Origin of the sequence: Pseudomonas sp. NFACC25 (genome assembly GCF_900100935.1) — a bacterium.
Lineage (GTDB): Bacteria > Pseudomonadota > Gammaproteobacteria > Pseudomonadales > Pseudomonadaceae > Aquipseudomonas > Aquipseudomonas marginalis.
In genome coordinates this window covers 131297-147715 of record NZ_FMUC01000004.1, presented here as the reverse complement: position 1 = coordinate 147715, position 16419 = coordinate 131297, and the positions used below count along the sequence as shown (strand labels likewise).

General features: G+C 62.1%; 12 protein-coding genes. 2 read left to right on the top strand and 10 right to left on the bottom strand.

Going from position 1 to position 16419, the window contains the following annotated elements; genetic code table 11:
* Positions 1–134: 134 nt before the first annotated feature.
* The 10 genes from BLQ09_RS11630 to BLQ09_RS11585 form a co-directional block, all read right to left on the bottom strand.
* Complete coding sequence (locus BLQ09_RS11630; RefSeq protein ID WP_092356813.1) at positions 135–1838, bottom strand: AMP-binding protein; 1704 nt, start codon at positions 1836–1838, stop codon at positions 135–137.
* Positions 1839–1869: 31 nt separating this feature from the next.
* Entirely contained in the window at positions 1870–3168 is a 1299-nt protein-coding gene (locus BLQ09_RS11625) for an acetyl-CoA C-acetyltransferase (RefSeq protein WP_092356810.1), read from the bottom strand.
* Positions 3165–4055: a MaoC/PaaZ C-terminal domain-containing protein gene (locus tag BLQ09_RS11620; RefSeq protein ID WP_092356806.1), complete on the bottom strand. Its 891-nt coding sequence runs from the start codon at positions 4053–4055 to the stop codon at positions 3165–3167. Before BLQ09_RS11620 ends, BLQ09_RS11625 begins: the two co-directional genes overlap by 4 nt.
* 3 nt (positions 4056–4058) lie before the next feature.
* On the bottom strand, positions 4059–5402 hold the full coding sequence (locus BLQ09_RS11615; protein WP_092356803.1) for a 3-oxoacyl-ACP reductase: 1344 nt from the start codon (positions 5400–5402) through the stop codon (positions 4059–4061).
* A 135-nt stretch (positions 5403–5537) separates the two neighbouring features.
* Positions 5538–8063 (bottom strand): acyl-CoA dehydrogenase, encoded by a 2526-nt coding sequence (locus tag BLQ09_RS11610; protein WP_027608589.1) that lies wholly within the window; start codon positions 8061–8063, stop codon positions 5538–5540.
* Between the two features lie 254 nt (positions 8064–8317).
* Positions 8318–9772: an outer membrane protein transport protein gene (locus BLQ09_RS11605; protein ID WP_027608590.1), complete on the bottom strand. Its 1455-nt coding sequence runs from the start codon at positions 9770–9772 to the stop codon at positions 8318–8320.
* A 131-nt stretch (positions 9773–9903) separates the two neighbouring features.
* A complete protein-coding gene (praB, locus tag BLQ09_RS11600) occupies positions 9904–10398 on the bottom strand; it encodes an alkane oxidation protein activator PraB (RefSeq protein WP_027608591.1) in 495 nt (164 codons plus the stop codon).
* A gap of 123 nt (positions 10399–10521) precedes the next feature.
* The gene (gene praA / locus BLQ09_RS11595) at positions 10522–11016 is read right to left on the bottom strand and encodes an alkane oxidation protein activator PraA (protein ID WP_027608592.1); all 495 of its coding nucleotides are present in this window, start codon (positions 11014–11016) and stop codon (positions 10522–10524) included.
* Positions 11017–11133: 117 nt separating this feature from the next.
* Positions 11134–12414, bottom strand: coding sequence for an alkane 1-monooxygenase (locus tag BLQ09_RS11590; protein ID WP_092356800.1), 1281 nt, complete (start codon positions 12412–12414; stop codon positions 11134–11136).
* A gap of 294 nt (positions 12415–12708) precedes the next feature.
* Complete coding sequence (locus BLQ09_RS11585; RefSeq protein ID WP_092356797.1) at positions 12709–13707, bottom strand: alpha/beta fold hydrolase; 999 nt, start codon at positions 13705–13707, stop codon at positions 12709–12711.
* Between the two features lie 276 nt (positions 13708–13983).
* On the opposite strand from BLQ09_RS11585, the gene BLQ09_RS11580 reads away from it, so the two are divergent.
* Together BLQ09_RS11580 and BLQ09_RS11575 are read left to right on the top strand one after the other, a co-directional pair.
* Positions 13984–15522, top strand: coding sequence for a flavin-containing monooxygenase (locus tag BLQ09_RS11580; RefSeq protein ID WP_092356794.1), 1539 nt, complete (start codon positions 13984–13986; stop codon positions 15520–15522).
* Complete coding sequence (locus BLQ09_RS11575; RefSeq protein WP_027608596.1) at positions 15519–16409, top strand: SDR family NAD(P)-dependent oxidoreductase; 891 nt, start codon at positions 15519–15521, stop codon at positions 16407–16409. The genes BLQ09_RS11580 and BLQ09_RS11575 overlap by 4 nt, the downstream gene beginning before the upstream one ends.
* Positions 16410–16419 lie beyond the last annotated feature (10 nt).

Here is a 16419-nt window from a genome sequence, read left to right as displayed (position 1 = left end):
GTCTCCAGTCCGGTTTGGCCAAAAAGTGTTCACCTGCCTGTCCAGCGTCGCACCAGGACGCAGATACACAGCGATAACGCTGGGTTGCAAGTAGTCCTTATGTGGCAAGCCTGTCCGAATCAGTTCCGGCCTTTCTAGCGCAAGGCTCGACGCAACACTTTGCCCACCGTCGTTTTAGGCAACTCGGTAGTGCGAAACTCCACATACCTGGGCACCTTGTAGCCCGTCAGGTATTCCCGGCAATGGGCGAGGAGCTGTTCCTGGGTCAGGTTCGGGTCCTTGCGCACCACGATGATCTTGACCTTTTCCCCCGTCACGCCGTCTTCCACGCCGATGGCCGCCACTTCGCCGACGCCCGGGTGCAGCGCCACCACGTCTTCGATTTCATTGGGGTACACGTTGAAGCCCGAGACCAGGATCATGTCTTTCTTGCGGTCCACCAGGCGGATATAGCCGCGTTCATCCATCACGCCGATATCACCGGTCGACAACCATCCCTCGGCGTCCAGCACTTCGGCGGTGGCGTCCGGACGTTTCCAGTAACCCTGCATCACCTGTGGGCCGCGCACCTGCAGTTCGCCCTGCTCGCCGATATCGGCCAGCTCGCCGTCTTCACGCATAAACCGTACCCAGGTCGACGGCAGCGGCACGCCGATGCTGCCGGTGAATTCCATTTCGCGCATGCGCGCAATGTCGATCGGGCTGATGCTCACCACCGGCGAGCATTCGGTGAGGCCGTAGCCTTCGATGATCGGCAGGCCGGTGACGTCCTTCCAGCGCTTGGCCACCGCCGTGTGCGTGGCCATGCCGCCGGCGATCACCATGCGCAGGTCGGAGAAGTCCCGAGCGCAGAACTCCTTATTCTCCAGCAAGCCGTTGAACAGCGTATTGACCCCGGCAATGCCATTGAAGCGCTCCTTGCGCAGGATCATCTGCACCCGCTTCACGTCCCGCGGATTGGCGATGAGGATGTTGCGCCCGCCCAGGCACATGAACATCAGGCAGTTCACCGTCAGGGAAAAGATGTGATACAGCGGCAGCAGGGTGACGTTGGTTTCCTGCTTGTCCTGGTCCAGCTGGTCGCCGACCCAGGCCTTGGCCTGCAACAGGTTGGCGATGATATTGCGATGGCTGAGCATCACGCCCTTGGCATCCCCGGTGGTGCCGCCGGTGTATTGCAGGAAGGCCAGGTCGTCGAGGTGCATGTCCACCGGGAAGTGGTTGAGCGCGCGGCCCTGTTTCAGCACCTGGTTGAAACGCACCGAGCCCCTCAGGTTGAACGCCGGCACCTGCTTTTGCACGCGACGCAGGATGAAGTTCATCGCCGCGCCCTTGAAGCTGCCAAGAAGATCACCGATGGCGGCCACCACCACGCGCTTGACGCTGCTGCCGGCGATGACTTTTTCCAGGGTATGGGCGAAGTTTTCGAAGATCACCACGGTTTCAGCGCCGCTGTCCTTGAGCAAGTGCTTGAGCTCATGGGCGGTGTACAACGGGTTGACGTTGACCACCACCGCACCGGCCAGGATCGTGCCCAGCAGGCAGATCGGGTACTGCAAGCAGTTGGGCATCATCAGCGCCACGCGGTCGCCCTTCTGTACGCCCTGGCCCTGCAGCCAGGCGGCGAACGCAATGCCTTGCACCTGCCAGTCGGCGTAGGTCATTTCGGTGCCGATGCTGACGTAGGCGACCCGCTCGCGAAATTTCTCCAGGTGCTCCAGGAACACCTCGCGCAACGACGGGTAGTCCTCGATACCGGCATCGATGTCCGCCGGGACGCCGGGCAGGTAAGCGTTCAACCAGACCCGTTCGGTATGTTCCAGGCTGATAGCGTTCATGGCAGTCTCCTTATTGTTGTTTTTGATGGGGCTACTTTTCGACGATAGCGGTAATGCCCAGCCCGCCCGCCGCGCAGATGGAAATCAGGCCGCGACCGCCGCCCCGCTCGTGAATGGCCTTGGCCAGCGCCGCCAATTGCCGGCCACCGGTGGCGGCAAACGGGTGGCCGCAGCCGAGGGAACCGCCGTTGATGTTCATTTTGGCGCGGTCGATAGCCCCCAACGGCGCCTCCAGGCCGAGCCGTTCGCGGCAGTAGTCGGCGTCTTCCCAGGCCTTGAGCGTGCACAGCACCTGGGCGGCAAAGGCTTCGTGGATCTCGAAGAAATCGAAGTCGGCGAAACTCAGCCCTTCGCGCTTGAGCATGCGCGGTACGGCGTAGGCCGGCGCCATCAGCAGGCCCTCGCTGCCGTCGACAAAATTCACCGCCGCCGTCTCGCCCGTGCGCAGGTAGGCCAACACCGGCCAGCCATGGGCGGCCGCCCAATCTTCGCTGGCCAGCAGCACCACCGAGGCGCCATCCGTCAGTGGCGTGGAGTTGCCCGCCGTGAGGGTACCGTGCTGGCGGTCGTAGGCCGGGGACAGGCCGGCGAGTTTCTCCAGGCTGGCGTCGGCGCGCAGGTTGTTGTCCCGCGCCAGGCCGCGATGGGGGCTGATCAGGTCGTCGAAGAAACCGCGCTGATACGCGGCATCCAGGCGCTGGTGGCTGGTGAGGGCCAACTCGTCCTGGGCCAGGCGCTTGATCTGCCAGCGTTGGGCCATTGCTTCGCAATGTTCGCCCATGGACAAACCGGTACGCGGCTCGCCATTACGCGGCAACAGCGGCTTGAACAACATCGACGGACGCACCTTCAGCAGTGCCTTCACCTTGTCGCCCATGCCCTTGGCGCGGTTGGCCGCGAGCAAGGTGTGGCGCAGGGATTCATTGATGCCGATGGGCGCGTCGGAGGTGGTGTCGGCGCCACCGGCGATGCCCACGTCGATCTGGCCGAGGGCGATCTTATTCGCCACCAGCAAGGCCGCTTCCAGGCCGGTGCCGCAGGCTTGCTGCACATCGTAGGCCGGGGTCTGCGGGGACAAGGTGGTCGACAGCAGCGATTCACGCGCCAGGTTGAAATCCCGCGAATGCTTGATCACCGCGCCGGCGGCAAACTCGCCCAGGCGCTGGCCGTGCAGGTTGTAACGGTCGACCAGGCCTTGCAGCGCCGCCACCAGCAGGTCCTGATTGCTGTCGTGGGCGTACACCGTGTTGGAACGGGCAAACGGAATGCGGTTGCCGCCGATGATCGCCACGCGGCGGGTCGGGGCCGGGTTGAAGCTGTAGTCACTCATGTAGGGCTCTCATTCCAGACAAATAGCCCGCGCATATGCGGTTTGTCGCCGGCGAAATTGCGCACTTCGAATTCGCGCCGCGGGCCGCTCACGGGGTGTTGCCACAGGGCGACCTGGCCGGGCAGAAAGATCGGCAGCTTGAAGTCGCAATGGGCTTCGGCCTGACCCAGGCCCCCGGGGGGTTGTTGAGCGGCCAATGCGCGGCCGAGGGTCCACATGCCATGGGCGATGGCGCGGCGAAAGCCGAAGAGCCTGGCGCCGATCAGCGAGGTGTGGATCGGATTGAAATCCCCCGAGACCGTGGCGAAGCGCCGGCCCAGGTCCGCAGGCAGTATCCAGCGCTGGGTGCGTAACAGGCCCTCCTCCTGCAACGCCAGCGCGTCCTCCCATGGCTCGCCGACGGGACCTTTCACCTCGCGGCGCAGGTACAGGCTGTCGCTTTCCCACACCAGGGTGCCGCTGCTGTAGGCCCGGGTGGCGATGCTCAGCGCCTGGCCCTTGGCATGGGCCACCCAGCGTTCGCAAAAGACTTCCAGGCGCAGTGCCTGGCCTTCCTGCAGGCGCTGGTGCTGCCGAATGCGGTTGGCCAGGTGCACCATGCCGCTGGCCGGATACGGGAAACTCGGACGGGTCAGCAGCATCAGGTGCAGGGGGAACGCCAGCACATGGGGGTACGACAGCGGCACGCCCTGTTCGCGGCGAAAGCCACAGGCACGGCCGTAAGCCGCAATGCCCGCAGCGGACAATTCCACCGCCGAGCGCACCAGGCGCTCCCTGGGCAACAGCGGTGCGCCGTCGAGCTTGGGTTTGCGCAGGGCACGTACGCCGTCCAGCAACAGGCGCGCGCGTGATGGCGGTGGGTCGATGATCTGCGTCACGTAGTCCATGGCTCAGGCTCCCAGCAGGCTTTGGCCGCACACGCGCACGACCTGGCCGTTGACCCCGCCCGACGCCGGGTGCGCCAGCCAGGCAATGGTTTCGGCCACATCGATCGGCTGCCCGCCTTGGGACATCGAGTTCATGCGCCGCCCGGCCTCGCGAATCATCAACGGGATTTTGGCGGTCATCTGGGTCTCGATAAATCCCGGTGCCACCGCATTCACCGTCACCTGTTGCGCCGCCGCACGCGGGGCCAGGCCTTGCACCAGGCCGATCACGCCGGCCTTGGAGGTGGCGTAGTTGCTTTGCCCGAGGTTGCCGGCAATGCCGGAGATCGACGACACGCACACGATACGCCCCCCCGGATTCAGGCCCTGGCTGTCCAACAAGGCGTTGCTCAGCTGCAATGGTGCTTCGAGGTTGACCGCCAGCACGCTGCGCCAGGCCGCTTCAGGCATCTTGGCGATGGTCTTGTCGCGGGTGATCCCGGCGTTGTGCACCACCACATCGAAGGCACCGTATTGGCTGACATGGGCATACAACTGGGCAGCGGCGTCCGCTGCCGTGATGTCCAACGGCAGCGCCGAACCGTCCACACTCGCGGCCGCCTGTTGCAGCGAGTCCTGGGCCTGGGGCACGTCCACGCAGACCACATGGGCGCCCTCGCGGGCCAGGACCTGGGCGATGGCCAGGCCAATGCCTCGGGAAGCACCGGTGACCAGCGCGCGGCGGCCGGCGAAGGGTTTGTCCCAATTGACGGCGACCTGCCCATCCACCGGTTTTTCCAGGCGCACCACCTGCCCCGACACATAGGCCGAACGCCGCGACAGGAAGAAACGCAGGCTGCTGTCCAGCGCGTCTTCCGCTCCCGGTGCCACGTACAGCAACTGCACAGTGATCGCCCGGCGCAACTCCTTGGCCAATGAACGCACCAGGCCTTCGAGCGCACGCTGGGCGATGGCCTGGGGCAACTCGGTGCAGTGTTCCGGCGCGGTGCCCAGCACCACAACGCGGCCGTGTTGGCCCAGGCGCCTGGCGTTGGCGTGGAAGAACTCATAGAGCTCGTCCAGTTGCTGCAGGCCGGTTATGCCGCTGGCATCGAACACTGCGCCCTGCACCTTGACCGTGGACGGCGCCTTGGGCGTCGCCGGGGTGGCGGTGACCGTGTCGGTGGCGCTGAACACCTGTTGCACCTGCGCAGCCAGGCGCCCTGCCCCGGCGACAATCACCGGGTTGGCCAGGCCTGGCTGGCCGCTGCGGTGACGCTGCAACGGCACGGGCTGGGGCAAGCCCACCACCTGGGCCAGGTGACGGCCCCAGGGGGAATTGACGAACGATAGGTAGCTGTCACTCATAGATAGATCCACTCACCACACAAACTTGCCGTGTAAACCCGGTCTGTGTGGGAGGGGGCATGCCCCCGATAGCGGTGTGTCAGACCACAGGATGGGTATAGACAAATCGCTATCGGGGGCAAGCCCCCTCCCACATCAGTTGACCGGGGCGTTTTCACCTTGGGCGGCTCGGCGTTTGGGCGCCGGTTCCAACGCCTGCCTGCGCTGCTGCAACGCCTCCAGCAAACCGAAGTCCTGGGGGAAGTCATCCACCTGGATAGCGTGGTCGGCGTATTCCACATAGCGCGCCAGCAAGGCGTCTTCGTCGTCGCTGATCAGGTCCAGCGCCCGCGCCTTGACGCGCCAGGCGGTAAAGGCCGTGGCGGCAATCGGCATCGGTTCGAGCAGGCCTTGCCTGATGGCCGGCTTGAGCCGGGCGTCGATCAGCTCGACTTGCGGCAGCAGGCGCAAGCCCAACTCGCCGTAGGCCAGCTTGTCGATTTCCGGACGCGGAATGTAGGAATTGGCCAGCAGGCGGTCGCGGGTTTCGCCGGGGGTCTGCACCACATCGGCCACCTGGGCCAGCAGCTGATCCGAAGGTTTGCGCAACGCAATACCGAACGGGAACGTCAAGCCACGCAGCACCGCCGCCGCCGCTGTGGAGGGGTAGTTGTCCAGCACTTCGGCAAGGGCTTCATGGGCACGCAGCAATGCGTCCTGTGCCGCCCAATGCACCAGCGGCAGGTCTGCCTGGGGCCGGCCGTCATCCTCGAAGCGCTTGAGCACGCAGGACAGGATGTACAGCTGCGACAGAATATCGCCCAAACGCCCGGTGATACTTTCCTTGCGCTTGAGGGCACCGCCCAGCACGCCCATGGAAATATCCGAGATCAGCGCCAGCACCACCGACAGGCGATTGGCCTGGCGATAGTAGGACGCCAGCGCCGGGTCGGTCTTGGCCGGTACGGAAATCAGGCGCCCGCCGGTCAGGGCATGCACCGCCGAACGTACGGTGTTGGCCAATACAAAGCTCACATGGCCGAACATCGCGCTATCAAAGTCTTCCAGCGCCTGGCGCCGGTCCGGGTTGCGCGCCGCTTCCATTTCGCGGAACACATAGGGATGGCAACGAATCAGGCCCTGGCCAAAGATGATCAGGCAGCGCGTCATGATGTTCGCGCCTTCCACCGTGATGGCGATGGGGCTTTGCTGATAGGCACGGGCCAGGAAGTTATTCGGGCCCATGCAGATGCCCTTGCCGGCAACAATGTCCATGCCGTCGTTGACGATCATCCGCGCGCGTTCGGTGACGTGGTACTTGGCGATGGCCGAGATCACCGAGGGCTTCTCACCGGCATCCAATGAAGCCACCGAGACCTTGCGCACCGCATCGCAGGCATACAGATGCCCGGCCATGCGCGCCAGCGGCGCCTGCACCCCTTCGAACTTGCCGATGGGCAAGCCGAACTGTTTGCGCATCGCCGCGTAGGCCGTGGTACCACGCACCGCGACCTTGCCCAGGCCGACGTTGGCCGACGGCAGGGAAATCGCGCGGCCGGCGGCCAGGCACTCCATCAACATGCGCCAGCCGTTGCCGACCTGTTCGCGGCCGCCGATCACCCACTCCAGCGGGATGAACACGTCCTTGCCGGTGGTCGGGCCGTTCTGGAATACCGCGTTGAGCGGCCAGTGCCGGCGACCACTGTTTACGCCGGGATGGGAGGTGGGGATCAGGGCACAGGTGATGCCGAGAGAGCCCTTCGGCCCCAGCAATCCGTCCGGATCTTCCGCGCGAAACGCCAGACCGAGCACCGTGGCGATCGGCCCGAGGGTGATATAGCGCTTGTCCCAGGTCACACGAAACCCCAGTACCTCCTGGCCTTCATGGGTGCCTTTACAGACGATGCCCACATCGGGAATCGCCCCGGCATCGGAGCCGGCGTACGGGCTGGTCAGGGCAAAGCACGGGATGTCTTCGCCCCGGGCCAGGCGTGGCAGGTAGTAATTGCGCTGGGCATCGGTGCCGTAATGCAGCAGCAGTTCGGCCGGGCCCAGGGAGTTGGGCACCATCACCGAAATCGCCGCCGCCGAGCAGCGCGTCGACAGTTTCATCACCACTTGGGAATGGGCATAGTGGGAGAAGCCTTTGCCGCCGTACTGCTTGGGAATGATCATGCCAAGGAAGCCGGCGTCCTTGGTGTACTGCCAGCCTTCGGGGGACATGTCCTGCCAGACCTGGGTGGTTTCCCAGTCGTTGGCGATGTCGCACAGGGTTTCCACTTCATTGTCGAGAAAGGCTTGCTCCTCGGCGCTGAGGCTCGCCGGGGCCGCTTGCAACAGGCGCTGCCAGTCGGGCTTGCCGCTGAACAGCTCGGCGTCCCACCACACGGTGCCGGACTCGATGGCGGCGCGTTCGGTGTCGGACATCGCCGGCATGATCGTGCGAAACAGATTGAGGGCCTTGCCGGTCAACAGCGCGCGGCGCAGCGGTTTGAGGCTCATCAACAACGCCGGCAATACCACCAGCACGGCCGCGACGGTGGCGCCGAAAGCCGCCACCCCATTGAACAGGTAACCCGCTGTCAGCCAGATCAGGCCAGCGCCCAGCCACAGGGTGGCGGCAGCTTGTCGATACGCCAGGGCAATCGCGGCTGCGACACCCACCAATAACCAGATAACCATAGGGATACCTCTACTCGATTCAGGGCGTTGTTTACGTGCGAAAGGTCGGATCGACCTGCGGCGTAAAGCCACACTACAAACTTGGAAAGACAAATTCAAATTTTGTTTTGAAATTTTTATTTAATGCCTGGGCGAAAAAATAGCGGCTGAATGAATCAGCCTGGAATGCCAATACTCAAGGAACTGTCGACGTGGAATGAGGGTGAAGGCATCAAGATGCGCCTGGTGCCTTTTCCATCACCCTCTATGAAATATCAGAACGCGTAGGTGGCCGACACGCTCACCACATCGCCCGACGACTCCGCCTTGCCATTCAGGCTTGCGCCACCCAGGCGATCGACGTTTTGAGTCTTGAGCTTGACCTCTTGCACGAACTGGTGGGAATAGGCCAAGTCAAGACTGAGGCCCTTGATTGCTTTCACATCGTAACCAGCCCCCAACGACAGGAATGTACGGTCGCCATCCGGGATTCGCGGGTCGCGGGTCGAATTGCGTGTAGGTGTCTGGTCAAGGGCTACACCTGCACGCAAGGTCAACTCATCGGTCAAGCGGTAGTCACCGCCGAGGGAGTACATCCAGGTGTTCTTGTAGTTGTAGGGAATGGACACAATGGTGGTGCCACCGGACTCGAGCGTCAGGTCTTTGAAAGAGGACCACTCAGTCCAGGTCACACTGGCCCCCATCGTGAAGCGATCGTTGAACTGGTGCACCCAGTCCAGGCCGGCCGTGGCAGGAATGTCCAGTTGGACACTGGCATGGGCGCCGTCCGGTGCCAGCTCTAACCCTGGATAAGCGGTATTCACCAACGTACCGCTACCGCCAAACGGACTTGGCTGGGTCATCAGGTTGTAGGAAAACTGATCGGCGTAAATATTGTATTTGCCGGTCATCTTGTTCTTGATCTTGGCGTGGTAATTCAAGCCAAGGGTGTCTCGCTCCGTGGGTTTCCAAACAATGCCGGTAAACCAGCCCGCTGAAATGTTGTCGACCTTCACACGCATCAAGGCATTGCCGACATCAGATGGAAAATTGATCCCGCCCAGCACGGAATCGGACACCGCGGCGGCAGACAACAAGTCCACGTTTTGGCTGACGAAGCCCTTGCTGTGTTGCACGATCACGCCACCGCCGATAGAAAATTGATCATTCACCTTAAAGGACAGGGATCCGGTCAATCCTACGGTTTCAATTTTGGTGTCCACTGCAAAGTCGCGCAGTTTCGAGTCCTGATCCCAAGTGGAGCGCATACCTTGCGGCACAACCTGGCTCAGGCCGAAAGCAAACCGATCCCCCAGGGGCATGACCATGAAACCGGTTGGCAACCAGGCAGTGAACCCGCCTTGACCGCCGTCGTTGCTATTCACCGTGGTCGCTGCGACGTCGGGAAAACCATTGGCGTCCAAGGGCGTATTGGAAATCGGGTTGCCTGCATAATCAGAGGCGTCACCTTTGTATTTGATCTTGATGCGGGCGTAGTCGACGGTAAATTGCGCCACGTTGTGTTCGACAAACGCCATGGCCGCCGGGTTGTTGTACGCGGAACTGGGATCGTTCTTGAACAACGAGCCACCGGCAAATGCCCGGCCCCAACCGGGTGCGCCGTAGGTCGGTGTTGAAAAACCGCCGGCCTGTGCAGGCGCGTTCACCATCGCCCCGCCTATCAGTGCCAGCCCCAGCAAAACCTGCACGTGTTGTTTCTTATTATTCATGCGGCACTCCTTATTGTTATTTCTCTGAGCCGGCCCCGCCGGTTCGTTTTGCTTCCGGCAGTTCACAAACTGGCGCCCGATCGAGGCGCCAGTCTTTCAACAGGTGATCAGCCCGGTGTGTCAGTTACCCATCAAGGCACGATGGTAAATGTCGGGCTTGGGGTAACGCTCAGGCTCACCACAGTGCAGCTGCCGCTCAAGGTCTGGTTGGAGGCGGTCAGCACACCCCCGCTGTAGCCCACGGTGATGGTGGATGGACCGCAATTGGACGCCGGATACAGAACCGACGCGGCGATGGTGTAACCAACGTTGCTGACCGAGCCCGCAGCGGCACCGGTGGCGGTCAAGGTCCATGGCAGACCGGTGATTTTCGGCAGCGCACAAAGACCACCGCCGGTCACCGCCACACCGGTGATTTTTGCCACACCGCTGGCATCGACGTTCCCGGTAAAAGTTGCGCCGCAGTTAACAGTGGCCTGGAACGACGATGGCGACTTCACCGAAATGGTGCCTGGCGCAGTGAAGCTCGAGTTCACCGGGGTGATGCTATAGGCATTGGCCATCGAAGCAGCACCCATGCAAACAGCCAAAGCAGACAACGATACGAGGGTTTTCAAGCTTTTCATTGTTTTTCCTCACATGTTATGGCGAGTCATTTCGCCAGGGGGTAATGGCCATGAACGAGAGGTCACGGTGAAACTGCAGAACTTCCCTTTCCAGCCAAATTTCAATTCAATTACCGCAGCACGCTATTCAACAACTTTGAAGTTCGGCGGCATCTTGATCGACACCGTCTTGATCTTGCAGTCTTCGCCAATCGGTACATTGGCGGCTTCCAACTTGCCGGTGGCGTTATCCCAGGTGCCATCGGCGGTAGAAGGCCCGCACTTGCCGCCCAGGCCGAAGGCGTGAACATCCACACTGATCTTCGACATGGAACCGCTCCTGGTATCTTTGGCAACCAGGATCCACGGCAAGTTGATGGCTTCGACCCGGCTGCACTTGAGGCCGCCGTCGAATTCGACTTTGTCGACATTGACCGAGGAACCGTCCGCAGCGACCTTGCCGGCCACCTTGATGGTGCAATCGGCGCTGATCAGCGCGCCTTTGGAGAAGCTGATCGGGCCCTGGGCGGTAAAGGCGCTGCCCGCCGGTTCGATACGCGCGGCCTGGGCCTGGTGATAGGCGATCAGGCCCAGCACGGCCAATACGATATGGGTGGTGAACTTGGCAGGTGTTTGCATGGTGTACGTCCTTCCCTTTAATTATTGTTGTTCGGGTCAAAGCACTTTCTCGGGGCGATAAAATCCTGCGCGGCAATCAGGCCCCGAGTACACGACAACACTAAGTGTTACTTCAGATCAAAACGGCTTGGCACTGCCGCTGTACTTCTCCAGGTACTTCAAACGCTGTGAAGGTTGAAGATTGGTCAGGGTGATATCCCCGGCATAATGATTAAGGACTCGATGATCCATGCGCCGCCGCCACAAGTACGGTACATAGGCCCAGACAATCATGCTCGCGTAACCATAAGGCAGTTGCGGCGACTCATCGAAGTGGCGCAACGACTGATAACTGCGCGTCGGGTTGGCGTGGTGATCGGAGTGCCGCTGCAGTTGGAACAGAAAGATATTGGTGACAATCCGATTACTGTTCCAGGAGTGCCGAGGCGAACACCGTTCATAACGACCGTTGGGCAACTTCTGGCGTTTAAGGCCGTAGTGCTCCACATAGTTCACCACTTCCAGCAACGAGAAGCCGTAGATGCCCTGGATAACCAGGAACGGAATCACCGCAGCCCCCAGCCAGGCAATCATCGCGCCCCACAACACCACGCTGTACATCCAGGCACTGAGCACAGCGTTTTTCCAATGCCAGGCCGGCAGGCCGAGTTTGCGCAGGCGCTCGCGCTCCAGGTTCCAGGCCGAGTGTGCGCTGAACCACACCGAGCGCGGCAGGAAGGCCCAGAAACTTTCACCCAGCCGCGAGCTGGCCGGGTCTTCCGGCGTGGCGACGCGCACGTGATGGCCACGGTTGTGCTCGGTGTAGAAGTGCCCGTAGAAGGTCGGCGCCAGGGTGACCTTGGCGAGGAACACTTCCAGGGCATTAGGCTTGTGCCCCAGTTCATGGGCCGTGTTGATCGCGATACCGGTGGCGGCTCCGGTCGACATGGCCATGCCCAGGTAAGTAAACCAGCTTGGTTGGCCATGCAGTTGCGCACGCTCAGTGATGTAACCGGCGGCGCGGGCCAACCAGCTGGAAGGTTCAAGGTTGGCGGTGGCGTGCAGCAGGCCGCCCCGGATGATCCAGTCGATGCCGCCGGCGGCCAGCCATCCGGTAATCACCACCGACGCGATGACGAACAGCACGCCGATGTAGACGATCCAACGGTAATAACTTTGGGATTCAAGGTGGTTGACGGCGGATTCGGGCGGGTTGCTGATGTCTTCGCCGAGCAGCCCGTCGATCAGGGGGATCAGGCCAAAGATCACCAGTACGCCGACCCACCACAGTTGCTGGATGCCAGTGGCAATGGCGAGGGCGCCGGACAACAGAGGGGTGGCCAATGGCAGGATGCCCAACCACCACAGGTGGCGCTTGCCGTCGGTCCAAACGCTTGGCGCTGCCAGAGTCCGGTTCATGGCAGCCTCCTTGGCAGGCAGGCGGAAAACAGGTTCAGGGAGCGCTGGGTGCTCCGGGAAATCAACCATGCGATAAAAGACGTTTTTTTCATTTTTATTCGCTCTTAGGCATTTCAAAAATCATTTCAAAATAAATATTGAAATATTTTTTTAAATAAATAGCGCGGAATCGTTAGGTCGTCAACTACTTTTTCGAGGCCTTTTTTACGTGACTGGACAGTCTGTTTTTCAGCTGTTTGGTCAGGTCTCTAGGGCAGGCATTTGCGACGTTCGACCCGACAATGAGGGCCACGATTATTTGTTCGCCAAGGCAAAGGGCGGATGCAGGACCGTGGCCGTTTCCACCGGGCGCACGCGCTTGGCCACGTGCAGCACGGCCTCGACCACCCGCGCCGTGGCGGTGATCGGCAGCATGTGGCCACGCCCTTCCACCACTTGCAGCTTGAGGCCGGGCACTTTATCGGCGAGGGCCTGGCCATGCCGGCGAAAGTCCAGCACCTTGTCCCGCGTGCCATAGATCAGGCCGATGGGCAGGGTCAGTTGGGGATAGCGCTTGACCATCCCGGGCAGGCAGTCGTTGACCAGCGCAATCTCGCTGGAGGCAGCGTAAAAGTTGTCGGGGCGCATCCCCAGCAAGCCGCCGCCCCGGGTGGCGAAGTCCTCGGGAGCGGCGTCCGGCGCAAACACGCCCTTGACCACCGAACGTCGAGTCAACAGGCCCATGGGCACGGTGAGGGTATTGGCCACAAAGCGTCGCAACCAGGCCGGTCGCACCGCCAGCGACCAGAACACCAGCGGCAACCTGGGTTGGGGATGGGTCAACGGTGCCACCAACACCAGGCCCGATACAGCCTGAGGATGATCGAGGGCCAGGGCCAGGGAAATCGCGCCGCCGAGGGAATGCCCGAGCACCAGGGGTTTGTCCAGGCCAAGCTGGTTGATGAAGGCCGCGACTTGCCGCGCCTGGGCCGGCAAGTCCGCAGCGGTACCTTTATGCCGCGTGGAATACCCCGACCCGGGACGGTCGAGGGTGATCACCCGAAAGTGCTCACGCAGCTGGCCGGACAAGGCATAGGTCAGGTTGCGACTGCTGCCCATCAGCCCGTGAATCATCACCAGCGGTGGGCCCTTGCCCTCTTCCACATAATGAAAGCGCTCGCCATCCACCTCCACGAAGCGCCCGTTGATTGGAACAGCGGCTTCGATGCGCCGTGTCATCCAGGCGCTGAAACCCCATAGCACCGCACTTGCCCCCACCAGCACACCTGCAGCAGTCACCCATTGCACAGCCATAGCTCGTCCTCGGCTTCCCTGTGACCGGCGACCTGACCGGAATTGATCAAGGCCTCGGCCAACGTCCACACCCTGGACCTGAACGGCGTGCGTACCACGCTCGTCCGTCGGACAAGTCGCACATAAGGCACAAGGTCCTAGCGTAGGCGCTATTTTCAGGTAGATTATTTAAAATCTTTTTTAAAATAATTAATTCAATTTTTCTTTGCAATGGTGTTCTATCTAAAAGACACAACAAAAAACAGGAGCACATCCGATGCCCATGAAGGACCGCCTATGAATGCCCACAGTGATTCCATCGACATCGCCATCATCGGTTCGGGTTTTGCCGGCCTGTGCATGGCCATCAAACTCAAGGAAGCGGGGTTCACCGACTTCTTTATCGCCGAGCAGGCCGACACCCTCGGCGGCACCTGGCGGGACAACCATTACCCAGGTTGCGCCTGCGATGTGCAGTCCCACGTGTATTCGTTTTCCTTTGCACCCAACCCGGACTGGACTCGACAGTTCGCGCCGCAAGCGGAAATCCGCGCCTACCTGGAACACTGCGCGGTGCGCTTCGGATTGGCGCCCTACCTGCGTTTCGGCATGGGCCTGAAGCGCGCGGTGTTCGATGAACAGCTACAACGCTGGCAGTTGAGTTTCAGCGATGGCCGCCACGTCAGTGCGCGGGTGCTGGTGTCGGGCATGGGCGCCCTGGCACGCCCGGCGCTGCCGGAGATTCCGGGGCTGGACACCTTCAAGGGCAAGCGCTTCCACTCCCAGCAGTGGGATCACGCATACGCCTTGAAGGGCAAGCGCGTGGCGGTGATCGGCACGGGGGCCAGTGCCATCCAGTTCGTGCCGCAGATTGCGCCGCAGGTGGCGCACCTGGATCTGTTCCAGCGCACGCCACCGTGGATCATGCCCAAGCCCGACCGCGGGATTTCAGCGTTCGAACGCTGGCTGTTCAGGCACCTGCCTGTTACCCAGCGTCTGGTGCGTGGCGCCTTCTACTGGGCACTGGAAGGCCGTGTGCTGGGCTTTGCGCTGCACCCACGGCTGATGAAAATGGTGCAGAAAGTCGCCCTGCGCCACCTTCGCAAACAAGTGGCGCGCCCTTCCCTGCGCAAGGCCCTGACGCCGGACTACACCATCGGCTGCAAGCGTGTGCTGATCTCCAATGACTACTACCCGGCGCTGTCGCGCAGCAATGTCGAGGTGGTGACCGACAAAATCCTGCGCATCGAAGCCGACGGTGTGATCACCGCCGACGGTATCAAGCACCCGGCCGACTGCCTGATTTTCGGCACCGGCTTCCAGGCCACCGACCCGCTGCCCCGGGGCTGCATCATCGGTCGCGACGGTGTGGACCTGATGGACACCTGGCGCGACGGTGCACACGCCTATAAGGGCACCACGGTGCCGGGCTATCCCAACCTGTTTCTGATCATCGGGCCCAACACCGGCCTGGGCCATAACTCGATGATCCTGATGATCGAGGCGCAGGTGACCTACATCCTCGACGCGCTCAGGCAGATGCAGCGCCATCGCATCGCCACGGTGGACGTCAAACCGACGGTGGAACAGGCCTACAACCGTCAATTGCAAGACCAACTCAAGCGCACTATCTGGAACACCGGCGGTTGCCAGAGCTGGTACCTGGACCCACGTACCGGCAAGAACACCACCCTGTGGCCCGCTTCGACATGGCGCTTCAAGCGGGTCACCCGGCAGTTCGCACTCAAGGACTATGCGGTCGACCTGTTGCCCCTCACTGTTCCTACCCGCCCGGCCACGGCGCCCCACTCCACCGCAGAAGGCAGCCTCTCATGAAGTCATTCAACGGCCGCGTGGCGGCGATTACCGGCGCGGCATCCGGCATGGGCCGCGCATTGGCCCTGGCACTCGCGCGCGAAGGTTGCCACCTGGCACTGGCGGACAAAAACGCCCAGGGCCTGGAGCAGACCCTGGCACTGATCAAGACCTCAACCCTGGCGCCGGTGACGATTACCACCCAGGTGCTGGATGTGTCCGACCGCCAGGCCATGGAGGCTTGGGCGGCGCGCTGCGTGGCCGAGCATGGCCAGGTCAACCTGGTGTTCAACAATGCCGGCGTGGCCCTGTCGAGTACGGTCGAGGGCGTGGACTACGCCGATCTGGAATGGATCGTCGGCATCAACTTCTGGGGCGTGGTCCACGGCACCAAGGCGTTCCTGCCGCACCTCAAGGCCAGCGGCGACGGCCATGTGATCAACACGTCCAGCGTATTCGGCCTGTTTGCCCAGCCCGGCATGAGCGGTTACAACGCGACCAAATTCGCCGTGCGCGGCTTTACCGAAGCCCTGCGCCAGGAGCTGGACCTGCAACGCTGCGGCGTCTCGGCCACCTGCGTGCACCCCGGCGGCATCCGCACCGATATCTGCCGCAGCAGCCGCATCGACGCGAACATGACCGGTTTCCTGATCCACAGCGAACAGCAGGCCCGCGCCGACTTCGAAAAACTCTTCATCACCGATGCCGACCAGGCCGCCAAGGTGATCCTGCAAGGCGTGCGCAACAACAAGCGTCGCGTGCTGATTGGCCGCGACGCGTATTTCCTCGACCTGCTCGCCCGTTGCCTGCCGGCGGCCTATCAAGCGCTGGTGGTGCTGGCCAGCAAGCGCATGGCCCCCAAACAACGCAGACCAGTGTTTGAAACCAACGACGAGCCCCGTCTCTGAACAGGAGCAC

What these genes read in the sequence shown, in the direction of transcription:
- BLQ09_RS11630 (WP_092356813.1), bottom strand. Translation starts at nt 1,838, where the DNA reads ATGAACGCTATCAGCCTGGAACATACCGAACGGGTCTGGTTGAACGCT.
- BLQ09_RS11625 (WP_092356810.1), bottom strand. Translation starts at nt 3,168, where the DNA reads ATGAGTGACTACAGCTTCAACCCGGCCCCGACCCGCCGCGTGGCGATC.
- BLQ09_RS11620 (WP_092356806.1), bottom strand. Translation starts at nt 4,055, where the DNA reads ATGGACTACGTGACGCAGATCATCGACCCACCGCCATCACGCGCGCGC.
- BLQ09_RS11615 (WP_092356803.1), bottom strand. Translation starts at nt 5,402, where the DNA reads ATGAGTGACAGCTACCTATCGTTCGTCAATTCCCCCTGGGGCCGTCAC.
- BLQ09_RS11610 (WP_027608589.1), bottom strand. Translation starts at nt 8,063, where the DNA reads ATGGTTATCTGGTTATTGGTGGGTGTCGCAGCCGCGATTGCCCTGGCG.
- BLQ09_RS11605 (WP_027608590.1), bottom strand. Translation starts at nt 9,772, where the DNA reads ATGAATAATAAGAAACAACACGTGCAGGTTTTGCTGGGGCTGGCACTG.
- praB (WP_027608591.1), bottom strand. Translation starts at nt 10,398, where the DNA reads ATGAAAAGCTTGAAAACCCTCGTATCGTTGTCTGCTTTGGCTGTTTGC.
- praA (WP_027608592.1), bottom strand. Translation starts at nt 11,016, where the DNA reads ATGCAAACACCTGCCAAGTTCACCACCCATATCGTATTGGCCGTGCTG.
- BLQ09_RS11590 (WP_092356800.1), bottom strand. Translation starts at nt 12,414, where the DNA reads ATGAACCGGACTCTGGCAGCGCCAAGCGTTTGGACCGACGGCAAGCGC.
- BLQ09_RS11585 (WP_092356797.1), bottom strand. Translation starts at nt 13,707, where the DNA reads ATGGCTGTGCAATGGGTGACTGCTGCAGGTGTGCTGGTGGGGGCAAGT.
- BLQ09_RS11580 (WP_092356794.1), top strand. Translation starts at nt 13,984, where the DNA reads ATGAATGCCCACAGTGATTCCATCGACATCGCCATCATCGGTTCGGGT.
- BLQ09_RS11575 (WP_027608596.1), top strand. Translation starts at nt 15,519, where the DNA reads ATGAAGTCATTCAACGGCCGCGTGGCGGCGATTACCGGCGCGGCATCC.